Source organism: Bounagaea algeriensis (genome assembly GCF_054491375.1).
Map to the genome: position 1 here is coordinate 1029131 of NZ_CM137102.1, position 16876 is coordinate 1046006.

Genomic DNA, 16876 nt, shown 5'->3' on the forward strand with positions numbered 1-16876 from the left:
TTAACCGGCGCCGAGTCGGCGCGTCCTGGTGACCTCGCCGGAGCGGCGCCGCACCGAGGGGATCCACCGCGGGGTTGCGCGATGCGGATCACGCTCCGTTCCGTCGTGTCACCTGCGTCTCACTCGGGGTGATCGACGGCTGCTCCATGACTAGGTTGGCTACAGCCCGCTGCTCGTGTGCGCATGGGCGGCGACTAGTATCCGCGGTGGCAGGTGGCGCCCCGGCGTCCGAAACCGGTCCGCGCGCTGCCGAACCGTCGGCCCACCGGGGCCGGGGGGAACTCGGGCGAGTTCCCCGACGCATCGAGGGATCAGTGCAGGAGGCATCGTGACGGCCGTCGCGCCACAGCCGATCGCCACGCGGCCCCAACAGGGGCACAGGCCCAGCAAGGGGTCGTTCCTGGTGGGGATGTTCCGCACCACCGACCACAAGCAGATCGGCATCCTTTACCTCACCACGTCGATGGCGTTCTTCATGATCGGCGGCCTGCTGGCCATGCTGATCCGTGGTGAGCTCGCCGTGCCGGGGATGCAGTTCCTGTCCCAGGAGCAGTACAACCAGCTGTTCACCATGCACGGCACGATCATGCTGCTGCTGTACGCGACGCCGATCCTGTTCGGCTTCGCGAACTACATCCTGCCGCTGCAGATCGGCTCCCCGGACGTGGCGTTCCCGCGGCTGAACGCCTTCTCCTACTGGCTGTTCTCCTTCGGTGGCATCATCGTCATCGCCGGCTTCCTCATGCCCGGCGGTGCGGCCGACTTCGGCTGGTTCGCCTACACGCCGCTGTCGAACGCGATCCACTCCCCGGGGACCGGGCCGGACATGTGGGTCGCGGGTCTGCTCGTGTCCGGTCTCGGCACCATCCTCGGTGCGGTCAACATGATCACCACCGTGGTCTGCCTGCGCGCACCGGGCATGACCATGTGGCGGATGCCGATCTTCACCTGGAACATCCTGATCACCAGCGTGCTGGTGCTGATGGCGTTCCCGATCCTCACCGCCGCGCTGGTGGGCCTGGCCGCGGACCGGCACCTGGGCGCGCACGTGTTCGACCCCGCCAACGGCGGCGTGATCCTGTGGCAGCACCTGTTCTGGTTCTTCGGCCACCCCGAGGTCTACATCGTCGCGCTGCCGTTCTTCGGCATCGTCTCCGAGATCTTCCCGGTGTTCAGCCGCAAGCCGCTGTTCGGCTACACCGGCCTGGTCTTCGCGACGCTGGGCATCGCCGTGCTGTCGATGGTCGTGTGGGCGCACCACATGTACGCCACCGGCGCGGTGCTGCTGCCGTTCTTCGCCTTCACCACGTTCCTCATCGCCATTCCCACCGGCATCAAGTTCTTCAACTGGATCGGCACGATGTGGCGCGGCCAGTTGACGTTCGAATCGCCGATGCTGTTCAGCGTCGGCTTCCTGGTGACGTTCCTCTTCGGCGGGCTGACCGGTGTGCTGCTGGCGATGCCCCCGGTGGACTTCCACGTCTCGGACACGTACTTCGTCGTGGCGCACTTCCACTACGTGCTCTACGGCACGATCGTGTTCGCCACCTTCGCCGGCATCTACTTCTGGTTCCCCAAGATGACCGGGCGGATGATGGACGAGCGGCTGGCCAAGCTGCACTTCTGGCTGACGTTCATCGGCTTCCACGGCACGTTCCTGGTGCAGCACTGGCTGGGCAACGAGGGCATGCCGCGGCGCTACGCCGACTACCTGCCCTCGGACGGGTTCACCACGCTGAACATGATCTCGACGATCGGCGCGTTCGTCCTGGGCGCTTCGATGCTTCCGTTCCTGTACAACGTGTTCAAGAGCTACCGCTACGGCGAGGTGGCCACGGTCGACGACCCGTGGGGCTACGGCAACTCGCTGGAGTGGGCCACCTCCTGCCCGCCGCCGCGGCACAACTTCACCGAGCTGCCGCGGATCCGCTCCGAACGCCCGGCGTTCGAGCTGCACTACCCGCACGTGGCCGAGCGCATGCGGCTGGAAGCGCACGTGGGTCTGACCGGCAAGCCGGTGGGCGGCAACCACGGCTCCGACGACGGGCGCGGCGGCACCGCGGTCAAGGAGCGCGAGGAGTGACCTGAACGATAGTTCCGGCGCCCGGCGGTGTGCCAATCTGGACGCCAGCTCGACGACGAGCCCCGGCAAGCAGGTCTTGCCGGGGCTCGCAGTGTTTCGAGAGAAAGGACGTCGTCAGTCGTGAGCACAACCAACTCCAGCACGGTCCTCATCACCGTTACCGGCAAGGACAAACCAGGCGTCACCTCGGTGCTGTTCGCCGCGCTCACCGCCCACGGCGTCGACATCGTGGACGTGGAGCAGGTGGTGATCCGCGACCGCCTGACGCTCGGCGTCCTGGTGTCCACACCCGACGACCCCGAAACCCTCCAGGAAGCGGTGGAGCAGGCCATGGCCACCGTCGGCATGTCCGTGGAGGTCGAGATCGGCGTCGAGGACGGTGACGCCGACACGCTGCGCTCCACGCACGCGGTCGTCGTCATGGGCCAGCCGGTCACCGCGCGCAGCTTCAGCGACGTCGCCCGGGCGCTGGCCGACGTCGACGTGAACATCGACGCGATCAACCGCGTCGCCGACTACCCGGTGACCGGGCTGGAACTGCAGGTGAGCGCGCCCGAGCAGGAAGACCCCGTCGAGGACCAGCTCACCTCGACGATGGCCGACCTGGCGGCCCGCTCGAAGCTGGACATCGCGGTCGAACGCATCGGCCTGGCGCGGCGCGCCAAGCGGCTCGTCGTGTTCGACGTCGACTCCACGCTCATCCAGGGCGAGGTCATCGAGATGCTCGCCGCCAAGGCCGGCCGCGAGCGGGAAGTGCGCGAGGTCACCGAACGCGCCATGCAGGGCGAGCTCGACTTCGCCCAGTCGCTGCGCGAACGCGTGGCCGTGCTGGAAGGCCTGCCCGCCTCGGTGCTCGACGAGGTGGCCGCCGACCTCGAACTCACCCCGGGTGCGCGCACCACGATCCGCACGCTGCGCCGCCTCGGCTTCCACACCGGCGTCGTCTCCGGCGGGTTCACGAAGATCATCGACTCGCTGGTCGACGACCTCGGGCTCGACTTCAGCGCCGCCAACGACCTGGAAGTCGTCGACGGCAAGCTCACCGGCCGCGTGATCGGTGAGATCGTCGACCGGCCGGGCAAGGCCAAGGCGCTGCGCCGCTTCGCCGAGTCGTTCTCCGTGCCGCTGGAGCAGTGCGTGGCCGTCGGCGACGGGGCCAACGACATGGACATGCTCTCCAGCGCCGGGCTCGGTGTGGCGTTCAACGCCAAACCCGCGTTGCAGGAGGTCGCCGACACCGCGCTGTCCTACCCGTTCCTGGACACGGTGTTGTTCGTGCTGGGTGTCACGCGCGCCGAGATCGAGGCCGCCGACGCCGAGGACGGCGTGCTGCGCCGCGTGCCGCTGGAGGAGACGCTGGCCTGAATCAGCGCCCCGGAGCCCCGGCTCAGTGCGCCCGCTCCGCTGGGGGTGAGGACATTTCTCGAGAAAAGTACGCGACGTTTCTCGAGAAATGTCCCCACCGTCGAGCAGGTGAGGGTGACCGGTGCCACGGCGGCAGGGGAGGTGCGGGTGCGGTGGCCGGGCGCGGTGCGGAGAACGGGCCGCGGAGAATGGGAGGCGTGTCGGACACAGCCGCCGTTCTCGAACCACTGCTCGCCCGCTACGCCACCTGGATGCGGCTGCCGAGCGATGCCACGGCCGACACCTCCGACGAGGATCCGGAGGCCGTGGTGCTCATGCCGCTCGTGCTGCGCCTGGAGCGCAATGCCCCACCGGCGCGTTCGGACCTGCTGGCGGCGGCCGCCGCGGCCGCCCTGGCGGTCTGCGTCGACGAACGCAGCGAACCCGGCGGCGCGTGGCACGACGCGGTCCTCGGCTGGACCTCCGGGCGCATCCGCAAGGTGGCGCGGCGCGCCCGCGGCTCGCACTGGCGGGCGGTCGAAGAGCTGCCCGGTCGCACGGTGCAGGTCGGCCGAGCGCAGGTGCGCGCCTTCCCGCCCTGCCGCGTCGCGGACATGCCGAAGGAGCTGACGCGGCTGCAGATCTCCGGCAGCGAACTCGACGCCGACTCCCCCGGCCCGCCCCGCCCGGACGCGCCCGTGCTGTGGCTCAACCCGGACGCACCGATGAGCGCCGGCAAAACCGCTGCGCAGGTCGGGCACGCCACGATGTTCCTGGCCGCCCTGCTGCGCGGAACGGACAGGCACGACGAGCTTCAGGCGTGGATCGAGGCAGGACTGCCGTGCTCGGTCCGCGTCGCCGACGACCCCACGTGGCGGCGGTTCACCACCGCGGCGAGCGCCCGCGAGGCGTGGTTCGAACACGGCGTGGCCTTCGTCCGCGACGCCGGATTCACCGAGATCGACCCCGGCACCGTCACCGTCGCCGTCCAGTGGCCAGGAGATCGCTCAACCGGTTGAGGCGTTGTGCGCAGCGGGTTCCGCAGCGGAACCTCAGGCGCGGTCCTCGTTCCGGGAGCTTCGACATCGGGTAGTCACCTACTCCCAGCTGCCCCCGACCACCCTCCCCGAACAGCGGGAGTGGAGCACCCTCGGGGCCGTCCTCGCCAGGAAAACGCTGAGAAGCATCCGCGGGGCGCCCGATCGTGAGCCCTGCTCGCCGCTTCGCGTCGAGGCGGACGCGTTCCTGGCGATCTGGAAGACGGAGGCCGAGCAGGTTTACGTCACCTGGGGCCGGACACAGATCGGACCCGAGAAGCGTTTCGCGATCTCGTATCGCTAGGTCTCGGGCGGCCCTCGGTCGTCCGGGCCACTAGGTCGGGCGGCCGGTCGTCCGGGCCACTGCGCTCCTCGGGTCGATCCCCGGGCTTTACCCCGGCAACTCATACGGCGCCAAAGTGTGTCGCAGAACACAAGAGGACCGCGCCCTCGGACCGCGCCTGGCACTGCACGCAGTCCGCGCCAGCGCGCGCCGGTTCACTCCTCGTCGCCGACGCCGCGGGCGGCCAGCGCCTCGCCGAGCTGATCGGAGTGCCGCAGGGTGCGCACGAGGAACGGCACGGCGAAGGCGACCACGGAGCCCTCCGCGTGCCGCGCCCACTGGGCCTCGCGGGTCTGGGCGGCGAGCGCGGACAGCGTCGCGACCGCCTGCATCGTCAACCCGACGAGCAGGCCCAACCGCTCCGGTCGCACCCCGAACCGGCGCAGCGGGCCGAGGCCGCGCTCCACCGCGGTGACCACGTCCTCGACCCGGGTGGTGATCGTCAGCAGGTTGGCCGCGCCGAGCGCGGCGGCCAGCCGCAGGCTCACCGCCCAGGCCGTGTCCCAACCGATCAGCCACCACTGCACGAGGAACACGAGCACCAGCAGCGGCACGAACAGCCGCAGCATCCGCAGGCACCGCCGCAGCGGAACCCGCGCGAGCGCGTAGGCCGCGACCACCAGCCCCGCGCACACCGCGAGGGCGGACGCCCCGTCGACGACGAGCACGACCACCGCGAACGCCAGCAGTCCGAGGAACTTCGGCCCGGCCGGCGCCCGGTGCAGCGGGCTGTTCCCCGGCTCGTACAACCCGAGCGGACTCAACCGATCAACTCCCGGTAGTGCGCCAGCGCCGGACGCGGCTTGTCGTCGGCGACCACGCGGCCCTCGTCGAGCACGACGACGCGGTCGAAGTCCTCCACGAGCTCCAGGTCGTGGGTGACGAGCACGACCTGCTGCTCCAACCCCGCGAGCACGTCCCGGAAGTGGCGCTTGTTGCGCAGGTCCAGCAGCGTCGTCGGCTCGTCGCAGACGAGCACGTCCGGTTCGACGGCGAGCATCGCGCACAGCGCGAGCAGCTGCTTCTGTCCGCCGGAGAGCTGGTGCGCCGGGTGGTCCACGTGCTCACCCAGGCCGTGGCGGGTGAGGACCTGCACCGCCCGTTCCCGCCGCTGGGATTTCGGCAGGCTCGTGCGGCGCAGCGAGAAGGCCACGTCCTCGACCGCGGTGGGCATGACGATCTGGCTGTCCGGGTGGGTGAACAGGAATCCGACCCGGCGCCGCACCCGGCGGCCGTTGCGCGCCGGGTCGACGCCGTCGACGAGCACGCGGCCCCGCGTCGGGTTGACCAGTCCGTTGATCATCCGGGCCAGTGTCGACTTGCCGGAGCCGTTGGCCCCGACGAACGCGACGCGCTGCTCCTCCAACCGCAGCCGCACGCCGGTCAGCACCGTCCGCGCGTCGTAGGAATGGCCCACGTCGTCGAACTCGATCACACCCGCTCCCAGACCGTCGCCGCGCCGAGGCCGCCACCGGAGGACAGCGCCGCCATCCCGGTGCGCTCCGACTGCTGCCGCACGAGGCGGCTGAACAACCGCACCACCAGCACCGCGCCGGAAGCTCCCCACGGGTGGCCGAGGGCGATCGCGCCCCCGTCCGGGCTGGTGCGCTCCTCGTCGAGCCCGCACGCGTCCAGGCACGCCAGCGCCTGCCCCGCGAACGCCTCGTTGAACTCGACCACCTCCGGCTCGCGCACGTCCCGGACGGCGCGCATCGCGCCGACCGCGCCCAGCCCCAACCGGTTCGGATCGACACCGGAGTGTTCCGCGCCGACCAGGCGCATCCCCGCGAGCTCGTGGCGCCTCCGATTGTCCTCGGTGGTCAGCAGCACCGCGGCGGCCCCGTCGCTGAGCCCGCAGGAGTTCGCCGCGGTCGCCGTGCCCCCGGCGGTGAACGCCGGGCGGAACCGGGCGAGCCGCTGCGCGGTGAACCCGGTCCGCGGCCGGTCGTCGGCGTCGGTGCCGGCGATCTCGACCAGCTCCGCGTCCAGCCGCCCGGCGCGCCGGGCTTCCACTGCGCGCGCGTGGCTGCGCGCGGCGAACGCGTCCTGCCGCGCCCGGTCGATGCCCGCTTCGGCCGCGACGAGGTCCGCAGCGGGCCCCATGTCCGGATCGCCGATGTCGGCCGGCGCGAACGGGGCGCGCGTGTAGAAGCGGGGCGGTTCCGTCGCCGAGGACGATCGCCACGCACGCCACGGCATGGTCGACGGGCTTTCCGCACCGCCGGCCAGCACCCATTCGACCTGGCCCGCACGCAGCAGCGCCGCGGCCGTGGTGATGGCGCTGAGCCCGCTGGCGCACTGCCGGTCGACCGTCATCCCCGGCACGTCGCACCCGAGTCCGGCGCGCAGCGCCGCCACGCGCGCCGGGTTGCCGCCGGGGCCGAGCACGTTGCCGAGCACCACCTCGTCGGCCGCCTCGCGCCCGGCATCGGCGAGCGCGGCGCGCAGCACGGGCGCGGCCAGCTGGTCGACGGGCACGTCGCGCAGGCCGTGCCCGGCGGTGGTGATCGGGCAGCGGCGCGCGGCCACGGCCACCGGCGTGCGGTCAGCCATCGCCGCTCCCAGTGCCTGGCGAGCCAGTGCCTGGCGAGGCAGTGCCCGGTGAAGCAGTGCCTGGCGAGGCGGAGCTGCCGGGGTTCGGGCTTTCGGGTGTCGGGCTCTCGGGTGCCGGATTCTCGGGTGCCGGTGATTCGGCGGCGTCGTCCGGCGGTAGCCCGCGGGCGAGGAGCTCGCTCACCCGGGCCCGCGCCGGCTTGCCCGAGGTGGTGCGCGGCAGTCGCCGCACCGGCAGCCAGCGGCGCGGGCGCTTGTCGGGTTTCAACTCCTGCTGCGCGTGACGCCGCGCCGCGGCCAGCTCGGCCTCGCCGGCGCCCTCCAGCACCGCGGTGACGAGTTCGCCGAAGCGGGAGTGCGGCGTACCCGCGACCACCGCGTCGCGCACGCCGGGTACCGCGCGGAGGACGGCCTCGACCTCCTCGGCCGCGACGAGCGCACCGCCGGTGTTGATCGTGCCGCCCTGCCGGCCCAGGATCCGCAGCGAGCCGTCGTCGTGCCGGCTCGCCCGGTCGCCCACGCTGAACCACCCCTGCTCGGTTTCCAGCTGTTCGAGCACCCCGCCCCGCAGGTGTCCGGAGCACAGCAGCGGGGAGCGCGTCCGCAGCGTTCCGGACTGCTCGTCGAGCCGCACATCCACCACCGGGTGCAGCGCGCCGCGGCGCCCCACCGCGATCACCGAGGTTTCCGCGGACCCGTAGTACTCGACGAGTTCGCAGTCGGGCAGCACCCGGTGCAGCCGCTGCGCGAGCTGCTCGTCCACGCGGGCACCGCCGAGCACCACGCGGCGCAGCCGCAGTGCGGCGGCCTCCTCCGGGGAGTGCTCCCAGCGGTCCAGCAGCGCCGCGAGCATCGCCGGCACCAGGTGCGCCGCGGTGACGTGGCGGCAGGCGGCCGCGGCCTCGGCGACGTTCCACCGGTCCAGCAGCCACAGGTCGGCACCCGCGTGCAGGCCGTGCAGGGCGGCGAACAGGAACAGCGAGGAGCTCAGCGGCCCGGGTACGAGCACGCGGTCGTCGCCGCCCACCCCCACGTCGAACGCCTCGTAACTGCGCAGCCACGACTCGCGGGTGCGCGCCAGCACGCGGGGGCGGCCGCTGCTGCCCGAGGTCGTGGGCAGGTAGAACAGCGTGTCCGCGTCACCGGCCGGTCCGCGCGGCGGTGCGTCCGCCTCCGCGGGCGGCGGGGAGTCGCCGGGCACGAACACCGCCGGGCGCGCGTCGGCGCACACCGCGTCGAGCTCGCCGCGGCTCCACGACGTGTCGGTGATTAGCGTGGCGCAGCCGGCGAGGTCGGCGGCGAGGAACCAGCACAGCCGCGCGTGCGCGTCGGAGCCGGTGAGCCCCACCCGCACGCCCGCGGGCAGGCGCGTCGCGCCGGCGCGCACGCGGGCGGGCCAGTCGGCGGGCGCGTGCTCGCGGGCCTGCTCGTCACCGGCGGGCAGGTGCGTGATCCGCGAGGTCGGGGTGCGGTCCAGGATCGGCAGGTGCACGGCTCACCCGCTCCGGCTCGTCGCGGCGGCCGGGGCCGCCGGGGCGGCGCGGTGCACCGCTGCTGCGACCAGCGACACGAGCACGATCTTCGCGACGTCGCCGGGGAGGAAAACCCCCGATTGCAGGGCGGCCGCGGGGAGGTCGCCGACCAGCACGCCCCAGTAGGGGATGCCGACGAGGTAGTCCACCGCGACACCGGCGGTGTTGGCGAGCAGCAGCAGCGGGATCCGCGGCGGCCCGGGCGAGCGGGTGGCGATCCAACCGGTCACCACGGCCGAGAGGAGCCAGCCGAGGATGAAACCGCCGCTCGGTGAGAACAGCGGGGCGAGCCCGCCGCGGCCGCCGGACAGCAGCGGCAGGCCGATCGCCACGAGCACGAGGAACAGCAGCACGGCGGCACCGCCGCGTCGCGCCCCCAGGATGCTGCCCGCCAGCAGCGGCCCCATGTTCTGCAGAACGATCGGGACGGCGGCGAACTGCAACCCGGGGAACAACCCCAGCACGGCGATGAACGCTGCGAAGACGACGGTGCGCGCGAGGTTGGCGGCGGGCAGCGCGTCGCTTCCTGCGGACAACGGTCTCCCCTCGGTCGTGCTCCGCGGAGCCTGGATCGATCCTGGGCTTCGCCGTTGCGGGTGGCCCGCGCGGCGAACGGGCACAACGTACCCGGCGTCCCCGGCGGTACAGAAAGAAGCGGTCCGCGTTGTGGAACGTCCACAACGGCGGGCGTGTCCCGGCTCACAGGGGATCCGGTGCACAGGCCCCCGGGCTCACGCGGGCGCGGGCCCGTGAGCCCTCAGCTGCGCGGCGGCCGGGCGGGTCGGACCGTTCCCGCTTCGGCGGGCGGCCGGGAGCGGTGGTCGGTGTTCGCTGCAGCAGGAACGGGTGTTATCGGTCGTAGATTTCGCGGCGTCGCGGGTGATTTCGAGGTGCCGGTGACTCACCGATCGCCACCCTCGAGGGCGATGATGGCCTCGTCCCAGGAGATGATGCCGGACTCTTCGGCTTCAGCTGCGCGGCGGGCCCAGTAGGTGTCTTCGAGTTCGGCGTGGGCTTCGGCGACGTCGACCGGTACGAGCGCGGCGACCCGCTTGCCGCGATTGGTCAGGTAGACGGTCTGTCCCTGCTTGGCCTTCTCGGCGTAGTCGGAGAGGTGGGGGCGGGCGTTTGACAGGTTCACGTCGACGCCGTCGGACGGATCGTCCTGATGGAACCCTTCCGCGCTCATGGGTGCACTGTACCTGCAGTAATGTGAACTGCAGTCACTGAGATCAATGGGTCGCAATAGTTGTGCTTATCGTGCTGTTGGGCAACGAGCTCAGGACGTGGTGGTGAGCCGCTGCAGCGCGCCGCGCACCACCTGCGGGTCGTGCGTCGTCCAGAACGGCGGCAGCGAGGCGCGCAGGAAACCGGCGTAGCGCGCCGTCGCCAACCGCGGGTCGAGCACGGCGACGACGCCGCGGTCGGCGGCTGTGCGCAGCAACCTGCCCGCGCCCTGGGCGAGCAGCAGCGCCGCGTGCGTGCCCGCGATGGTGAGGAAACCGTTGCCGCCGCGTTCGTTCAACGCCTTCTGCCGCGCCGAGGCCAGTGGGTCGTCCGGGCGCGGGAACGGAATGCGGTCCATGATGACCAGGCTCAGCGAGGACCCGGGCACGTCCACGCCCTGCCACAGCGACAGCGTGCCGAACAGCGAGGCGGACTCCTCCTCGGCGAACCGGGCGACCAGCTGGGACGTGGACTCCTCGCCCTGGCACAGCACCGGCAGGTCCAGCCGCTCGCGCAGCTCCTCGGCCGCCTGGCGCGCGGCGCGCATCGAGGAGAACAGCCCCAACGTGCGCCCGCCCGCGGCGGTGACCAGCTCGGCCAGTTCGTCCAGGTACTCGGTCGGCAGCCCGTCGCGTCCGGGCGAGGGGAGTTTCCGCGCGATGTAGAGGATGCCGCTGCGCGGGTAGTCGAACGGTGATCCCACGTCCAACCCGGTCCACTTCGGCCCCGAGCCGTCTGCGGGCACGTCGCGGTCGGTGGCCGCGTCCGCCGCCAGCCGCGCCGACTCGCGCGGCGGCAGCCCCCACTGCCGGGCCAGCGTGTCGAACGACCCGCCCAGCGCCAGCGTCGCCGAGGTGAGCACGGCGGTGCGCTTGCCGAACAGCCGCTCGCGCAGCAGCCCGCCCACGCCGAGCGGTGCCACGCACAGCGCCCGCGGCCGGTTGTGCTCCGCCGCGACCCACACGACGTCGCGCGTCTCGCCGTCGTCGAACGCGTCCAGCAGGCGCACGGCGGTCTCGTGCACCTCCTCGGTCGCCGCGTGCGCGAGCGCGCGGGCGCTGTCACCGCTCACGTCCTCGCCGCGCGTGGGCTTGAGCGCGATGACGCACGAGGAGGCCGCGTCCCGCACCGAGCGCAGCAGCCCCGCCAGCTGCTCCGGCAGCTCGTCCACCCGGCCGACCGGCGCGTCGCCGAGCAGGGTCTCCACCCCGTCGGCGGTTTCGGCGAGCGCGTCGGCGATGCGCTCGTCCAACACGCGGCCGCAGCGCCGCGCCGCGTTGCTCACCAGCGGTGCGGTGAGCTCGCCCGTCGCGGCGGAGGTGACGCGGTCGACGAGGTCGTGCGCCTCGTCGACGACGACCACGTCGGCCTCCGGCAGGATCGAGCGGTCGTCGAGCGCGTCGATGGCCAGCAGCGAGTGGTTCGTCACCACGATGTCGACCTGCGCGGTGGCCGCGCGGGCCAGCTCGGCGAAGCACTCGTCGCCCATGGGGCAGCGGTGCGCCCCGAGGCACTCCTTCGCCGTCACGGACACCTGGCGCCACGCGCGGTCGCTCACGCCCGGGACCAGTTCGTCGCGGTCACCGGTCTCCGTCTCCTGCGCCCACTCCTGCAAGCGGTTGATCTGGCGTTCCAGCGACGAGGCGGCGAACGGGTCGAACAGCCCCTCCTCCGGCTCGGCCGGGGCGTTGCCGTGGATCCGGTTGAGGCACAGGTAGTTCCGCCGACCCTTGAGGATCGCGAAGGTGGGCCGCCGACCCAGCACGCCGGTCAGCGCCTCGGCCAGGCGGGGCAGGTCGCGGTCGATGAGTTGCCGCTGCAGCGCGATCGTCGAGGTCGACACGACCACCGTTTTGCCCTGCCGCACCGCGTGCCGCAGCGCCGGAACCAGGTAGGCCAGCGATTTGCCCGTGCCGGTGCCCGCCTGCACGGCCAGGTGTTCGCCGGTGTCGATGGCGTGCTCCACGGCTTCGGCCATGCGCGCCTGCCCGCTGCGTTCCGTGCCGCCGACGGCCTCCACGGCCGCGCTCAGCAGCGTCGACAGGTCCGCCACCGGGCCGGAGTCCCCGCCGGAGGTCGGCAGTGCCGCGGCGATCTCCGGCGGTGGGGTGTCGTCCTCATCGGGGGCGAAGGCGTCGGGGTTCGACCAGCGGGGAACGGAACGGGCCACGCTCCGACGTTACCGCGCCGGGCGGCGGGAGCAGGACTGCGTTCTGCGCGCGGGGTTCCGCGGCGCAACCCCGCTGGTTCAGGCCACAGCGGTCAGACCACGGCGGTCAGGCCACGACGGGGTTGCCGGTGAGCTCCACGCCGGCCTCGTCCATCTCGAGCATCGCCGCGTCCACTGTGGAGGCCGCCACGCCCGCGGTCAGGTCGAGCAGCACCGCCGTGCCCAACCCGGACCGCGCGGCGTCCAGCGCCGTGGCACGCACGCAGTGGTCGGTGGCCAGCCCGACGACGTCGACGTGCTCCACACCGCGCTGCGCCAGCCAGTCCGGCAGCCGCCGCTGCTGCGGATCCACACCGGTGAACCCCGAGTAGCCGTCGTCGTACTGGCCCTTGTCGAACACCGCGGTGATCGGGCCGACGTCCAGCTCCGGGTGGAACGCCGCTCCCGGTGTGCCGGCGACGCAGTGGCGCGGCCACGAGCGCACGAAGTCCGGCTGGTCGCTGAAATGCGCCCCCGGGTCGATGTGGTAGTCGCGGGTGGCCACGACGACGTCGTGCTCGTCCGCGCCGAGCCGGGCGGTGATCGCCGAGGCGACCCGCGCGCCGCCGGTGACGGCCAGCGCCCCGCCTTCGCAGAAGTCGTTCTGCACGTCCACGATGATCAGTGCCCTGGACATTGCGACCTGCTTCCTGCCGCGCCTGCGCGACGCCTGCTTCCCGCCGCGCCTGCGCGCGGCGGGAGGTTCGGTAGCTCCGCCCGCGGGAGCTGTGCCGCCCAGTATGCGCCGGTGCACCGGCGGCGGTGAACAGGCGCGGGTTCAGCGGCCCGGCCGCCGGGGAGGTCCTGCTCCCAGCTCGCCCCGGGACCGGCGTCCGACCCGGACCTGGTTCAGGCCGGGGACGGCCCAGCCGGGGTGGGGCCAGGCAGGGATGCGGCCAGGCAGGGATGCCCAGCCGGGTCGGGTCGGGGAAGGACCGGGTCCGAGAAGGGCTCGCCCGGGGGGGGATCAGGGCCGGGGGAAGACCGTCGGGATGGCCGGCTCGCCGTGCGAGAGCTTCAACCCCTCCCACGGCAGGCTCACCAGCGCGTGCCGCAGCCGTTCGCGGTCCTCCTCCAACGTGGGCAGGTCGTCCACCCGCTGCCCGCCGCGCATCAGCGGGCGCTGCATGTGCCGGTCGTGCGGCCCCGCCGGTGGTTCCGCCACGTCCGGGGCCAGCCGGTACACGACCTCCTCCACGGCCGTGCCGGTGTCCTTGTGCCGCCGGATCGCCGCCTTGCGGCCGCCGCGAGACTCCTTGTTCGAACTGCGCTTGGCCACCGGCCGGCCTTCCACCTCGGCGAGCTTGTAGACCATCCCGGCGGTCGGCGCACCGGAGCCGGTCACCAGCGAGGTGCCCACCCCGTAGGAGTCGACGGGCTCGGCCCGCAGCGAGGCGATCGCGTACTCGTCGAGGTCGCCGGAGACGATCACCCGCGTGGCCGTTGCGCCCAGCTCGTCCAACTGCTGCCGCGCCTGCCGCGCCAGCACGCCGACGTCCCCGGAGTCGATGCGCACCCCCCGCAGGTCGGTGCCGGCCACGTCGACGGCGAGTTCGATGCCCCGGGTGATGTCGTAGGTGTCCACGAGCAGCGTCGTGTGCGGACCGAGCTCGGCCACCTGCGCCTCGAACGCGGCGCGCTCCGAGTCGTGCAGCAGGGTGAAGGAGTGCGCGGCGGTGCCCGCCGTGGGGATGCCGTAGTGCGCCCCGGCCTGGAGGTTGGACGTCGCGCCGAACCCGGCCAGGTAGGCCGCGCGGGCGGCGGCCACCGCCGCGTGCTCGTGCGTGCGGCGCGATCCCATCTCCGTGATGCTTCGCCCGTTCGCGGCCGAGACCATGCGCGCCGCGGCCGCGGCGATCGCGCTGTCGTGGTTGATGATCGACAGCACCACGGTCTCCAGCAGCACGCATTCGGCGAACGTGCCGCGCACCGTCAGCACCGGTGAGCCCGGGAAGTGCAGCTCGCCCTCGGAGTAGCCGTCGATGTCGCCGCTGAAGCGGTAGTCGGCCAGCCACTGCCGGGTCCGCTCGTTCACGAGCCCGTTCTCGCCGAGGTGCCGCAGGGTCTGCTCGTCGAAGCGGAAGTTCTCGATCGCCTCGAGGACCCGGGGCATGCCCGCGAACACGCCGTAGCGGCGACCGTTCGGCAGGCGCCGGGTGAACACCTCGAACACGCACTGCCGGTGCGCCGTTCCGTCGCGCAGCGAGCTGGCGAGCATGGTCAACTCGTACTGGTCGGTGCGCAGCGCTGTGGTCGGAGTGCTCGCAGCGGTCATGCCGCAGAGGCTACGTGTTGCGGTGGCGTCGTCCGCGCCAGGCTCGGCCGTCGCGCCCGCTCGCCCTCGTCGGCGTCTTCGTCGGCGTTTTGCCCCGCGCGGGTGAAACCGGCCGCCCGCCGGGGCGGGGCGCGGGCCACCCGGTGAGCACGCGGCCGACCCGCGCCGGAAGGCCCGTGCCAGACTGGGGACATGACCTCGCCCGCTGAAGCTGAGCGTGCGCAGCTCGAACCGGCCGAGCACGGCACCGAGGACCAGCCGTGGCTGGCCGTGGTGTGGAACGATCCGGTCAACCTCATGTCGTACGTGACCTACGTCTTCCAGAAGATCTTCGGCTACAGCAAGGACCACGCGACGAAGCTGATGCTGGACGTCCACCACAAGGGCCGCGCGGTGGTCTCCTCCGGTTCCAAGGAGAAGGTGGAGGGCGATGTGGCCAAGCTCCACGCCGCGGGCCTGTGGGCGACGATGCAGAAGGACTCCTGACCGTCCGCCGCGCACCGCGCGAGGGCGGCGGGCTGCACGTCGAGCCCCACGCCGAGACCCATTGCGCCGAGACCCACTACGCCGAGACGAGGAGTGAGGACGTCACGTGGAGGGCTGGACCCGGAGGAACGGTCACGTGGTGACCCAGCTGTCCCAGCAGGAGGCCGCCGTCATCCGCGGCCTCGTGAGCCAGATCAAGGACATGCTCACCGCGCGGTCGGGGGAGGCGCCGCAGGACGAGTTGGCCGAGCTGACCGGGATCCGCACCGGCCCCACCGAGCCGCCCGAGGACAAGGTGCTGGAGCGGCTGCTGCCGGACTTCTTCCGCACCGACGCCGCCGACGCGGCCGCGGAGTCCGACGGCGAGACCGACGAGAACGCCGCCGGCGCGCTGCGCTCGCTGCACGAGCCGGAGCTCGTGCAGGCCAAGACCGAAGTGGCCGACCTGGTGCTGAACACGTGCCCGGTCGACGGGGGATCCGTGCAGCTGACCGGTGAGCAGGCCGACCAGTGGCTGACCGCCCTCAACGACGTGCGGCTGGCCCTGGGCACCGCGCTCGAGGTCGGCGAGGACGGTGAGGACGACCTCGTCGACGACGCGGAGACCGACGAGCTCCGCCGCGAGCACCTCGGCGTCTACCACTGGCTGACCTGGGTGCAGGACAACCTCGTGACCGCGCTGGTGGAGTGACCGTGGCGTGGTAGCGCGCGACGCGATCACCGACGTGCCCGGCGTGCAGGTGGGGCACGACCAGCAGCTCGACGAGGAGCGGGCCACCGGCGCCAGCGTGCTCCTCACCCCGGGCGGTGCGGCCGCGGCCGTCGACGTCCGCGGCGGCGGTCCGGGCACGCGGGAGACCGACGTGCTCGCCCCGGAGCACCTCGTCCAGCGCGTGCAGGCGGTGCTGCTCGCCGGCGGCAGCGCGTTCGGCCTGGCCGCCGCGGACGGGGTGATGCGCTGGCTGGCCGAGCGCGGACGCGGTGTGCCGGTGGGCCCGGACCCGGCGCAGGTCGTGCCCGTCGTGCCCGCGGCCGTGCTGTTCGACCTGCCGCTGAACGAGTACCGCCACCACCCGGACGCGGACTTCGGCTACCGGGCCTGCGCAGCGGCCACGGCGGAGCAGTTCCCCCAGGGCAACACCGGCGCGGGGACCGGTGCGGTCGCGGGCGACCTCAAGGGCGGGCTGGGCACCGCCTCGGCCACCGTGGGCGGGGACACGGCCGCAGCGGGCAGCACGGTGGGCGCGCTGTGGGCGGTGAACTCCGCCGGCCCGGTCGTCGACGCGGGCACGGGGCTGCCCTGGCACCCTCCGCCGGACCTGCGCGCGCCCGACCCGGCCGAGGTGGCCGCCGCGCGCGAGCACGCGGGTGAGCGGCCGGGCCGGCACGGTCCCGTCGGCCGGCCGCTGAACACCACCATCGGGGCGGTGGCCACGGACGCGGCCCTGGACAAGGCGCAGGCGCGGCGCCTGGCCGTGGCCGCGCACGACGGCATCGCCCGGGCGGTGCGCCCGGCGCACGGGATCACCGACGGGGACACGGCCTTCGCCCTGGCCACGGGGCGGCGCTCCGGGTGGCCGGAGGTCGGTTCGGCGGGGTGGCCGGCGGCGCTGGACGCGCTGTGCGCCGCCGCGGCCGAGGTGACCGCCCGGGCGATCGTGCGCGGCGTGCTCGCCGCGGAGCCGGTCGGCGAGGTGAGCTGCTACACGGCTCGGTACCCGTCGACGCGGGAATGAATCATGGTGGACGGGACGTTGGACAGGGAAACCGCACCGGAGAAGAGCGTG

Annotated in this window: 15 protein-coding genes; 6 read left to right on the top strand and 9 right to left on the bottom strand. The window is 72.8% G+C overall.

Features of this window, described 5'->3' with window-relative positions:
- Positions 1 to 328 precede the first annotated feature (328 nt).
- The 3 genes from ctaD to ACVGV2_RS04730 all read left to right on the top strand — a co-directional run bounded on the left by ctaD (position 329) and on the right by ACVGV2_RS04730 (position 4446).
- Positions 329 to 2083 (top strand): aa3-type cytochrome oxidase subunit I, encoded by a 1755-nt coding sequence (gene ctaD / locus ACVGV2_RS04720; RefSeq protein WP_459164823.1) that lies wholly within the window; start codon positions 329 to 331, stop codon positions 2081 to 2083.
- Positions 2084 to 2203: 120 nt separating this feature from the next.
- Positions 2204 to 3448, top strand: a complete 1245-nt coding sequence (gene serB, locus ACVGV2_RS04725) for a phosphoserine phosphatase SerB (protein WP_459164824.1) — start codon at positions 2204 to 2206, stop codon at positions 3446 to 3448.
- A gap of 188 nt (positions 3449 to 3636) precedes the next feature.
- A complete protein-coding gene (locus tag ACVGV2_RS04730; protein ID WP_459164825.1) occupies positions 3637 to 4446 on the top strand; it encodes a peptidyl-tRNA hydrolase in 810 nt (269 codons plus the stop codon).
- A 516-nt stretch (positions 4447 to 4962) separates the two neighbouring features.
- Here the strand turns inward: ACVGV2_RS04730 and ACVGV2_RS04735 are convergent.
- The 9 genes from ACVGV2_RS04735 to ACVGV2_RS04775 all read right to left on the bottom strand — a co-directional run bounded on the left by ACVGV2_RS04735 (position 4963) and on the right by ACVGV2_RS04775 (position 14603).
- On the bottom strand, positions 4963 to 5571 hold the full coding sequence (locus ACVGV2_RS04735; RefSeq protein WP_459164826.1) for an energy-coupling factor transporter transmembrane component T family protein: 609 nt from the start codon (positions 5569 to 5571) through the stop codon (positions 4963 to 4965).
- On the bottom strand, positions 5568 to 6242 hold the full coding sequence (locus tag ACVGV2_RS04740; RefSeq protein WP_459164827.1) for an energy-coupling factor ABC transporter ATP-binding protein: 675 nt from the start codon (positions 6240 to 6242) through the stop codon (positions 5568 to 5570). Before ACVGV2_RS04740 ends, ACVGV2_RS04735 begins: the two co-directional genes overlap by 4 nt.
- Positions 6239 to 7360, bottom strand: a complete 1122-nt coding sequence (locus tag ACVGV2_RS04745; RefSeq protein WP_459164828.1) for a thiolase family protein — start codon at positions 7358 to 7360, stop codon at positions 6239 to 6241. The genes ACVGV2_RS04740 and ACVGV2_RS04745 overlap by 4 nt, the downstream gene beginning before the upstream one ends.
- Positions 7353 to 8852 carry an AMP-binding protein gene (locus tag ACVGV2_RS04750; protein ID WP_459164829.1) on the bottom strand — a complete coding sequence of 500 codons (1500 nt, stop codon included), beginning with the start codon at positions 8850 to 8852 and terminating at the stop codon, positions 7353 to 7355. Before ACVGV2_RS04750 ends, ACVGV2_RS04745 begins: the two co-directional genes overlap by 8 nt.
- Before the next feature lie 3 nt (positions 8853 to 8855).
- Entirely contained in the window at positions 8856 to 9428 is a 573-nt protein-coding gene (locus ACVGV2_RS04755) for a biotin transporter BioY (protein WP_459164830.1), read from the bottom strand.
- Positions 9429 to 9793: 365 nt separating this feature from the next.
- Positions 9794 to 10081 (bottom strand): type II toxin-antitoxin system Phd/YefM family antitoxin, encoded by a 288-nt coding sequence (locus tag ACVGV2_RS04760; RefSeq protein ID WP_459164831.1) that lies wholly within the window; start codon positions 10079 to 10081, stop codon positions 9794 to 9796.
- Between the two features lie 90 nt (positions 10082 to 10171).
- Positions 10172 to 12097 (bottom strand): ATP-dependent DNA helicase, encoded by a 1926-nt coding sequence (locus ACVGV2_RS04765; protein ID WP_459165876.1) that lies wholly within the window; start codon positions 12095 to 12097, stop codon positions 10172 to 10174.
- A gap of 298 nt (positions 12098 to 12395) precedes the next feature.
- Complete coding sequence (locus ACVGV2_RS04770) at positions 12396 to 12965, bottom strand: isochorismatase family protein (protein ID WP_459164832.1); 570 nt, start codon at positions 12963 to 12965, stop codon at positions 12396 to 12398.
- Between the two features lie 330 nt (positions 12966 to 13295).
- A complete protein-coding gene (locus ACVGV2_RS04775) occupies positions 13296 to 14603 on the bottom strand; it encodes a nicotinate phosphoribosyltransferase (protein ID WP_459164833.1) in 1308 nt (435 codons plus the stop codon).
- Positions 14604 to 14795: 192 nt separating this feature from the next.
- Here ACVGV2_RS04775 and clpS point away from each other — a divergent pair, with 192 nt between their 5' ends.
- The 3 genes from clpS (at position 14796) to ACVGV2_RS04790 (ending at position 16825) form a co-directional block, all read left to right on the top strand.
- Entirely contained in the window at positions 14796 to 15089 is a 294-nt protein-coding gene (clpS, locus tag ACVGV2_RS04780; RefSeq protein WP_459164834.1) for an ATP-dependent Clp protease adapter ClpS, read from the top strand.
- A gap of 106 nt (positions 15090 to 15195) precedes the next feature.
- Positions 15196 to 15780 (top strand): DUF2017 domain-containing protein, encoded by a 585-nt coding sequence (locus ACVGV2_RS04785; protein ID WP_459164835.1) that lies wholly within the window; start codon positions 15196 to 15198, stop codon positions 15778 to 15780.
- Positions 15781 to 15787: 7 nt separating this feature from the next.
- Positions 15788 to 16825 carry a P1 family peptidase gene (locus ACVGV2_RS04790; protein WP_459164836.1) on the top strand — a complete coding sequence of 346 codons (1038 nt, stop codon included), beginning with the start codon at positions 15788 to 15790 and terminating at the stop codon, positions 16823 to 16825.
- Positions 16826 to 16876: the final 51 nt, after the last annotated feature.

Coding starts and splice junctions, on each gene's coding strand:
- ACVGV2_RS04745 (WP_459164828.1), bottom strand. CDS start 7,360: ATGGCTGACCGCACGCCGGTGGCCGTGGCCGCGCGCCGCTGCCCGATC.
- ACVGV2_RS04770 (WP_459164832.1), bottom strand. CDS start 12,965: ATGTCCAGGGCACTGATCATCGTGGACGTGCAGAACGACTTCTGCGAA.
- clpS (WP_459164834.1), top strand. CDS start 14,796: ATGACCTCGCCCGCTGAAGCTGAGCGTGCGCAGCTCGAACCGGCCGAG.
- ACVGV2_RS04730 (WP_459164825.1), top strand. CDS start 3,637: ATGGGAGGCGTGTCGGACACAGCCGCCGTTCTCGAACCACTGCTCGCC.
- ACVGV2_RS04765 (WP_459165876.1), bottom strand. CDS start 12,097: ATGGCCGAAGCCGTGGAGCACGCCATCGACACCGGCGAACACCTGGCC.
- ACVGV2_RS04775 (WP_459164833.1), bottom strand. CDS start 14,603: ATGACCGCTGCGAGCACTCCGACCACAGCGCTGCGCACCGACCAGTAC.
- ACVGV2_RS04760 (WP_459164831.1), bottom strand. CDS start 10,081: ATGAGCGCGGAAGGGTTCCATCAGGACGATCCGTCCGACGGCGTCGAC.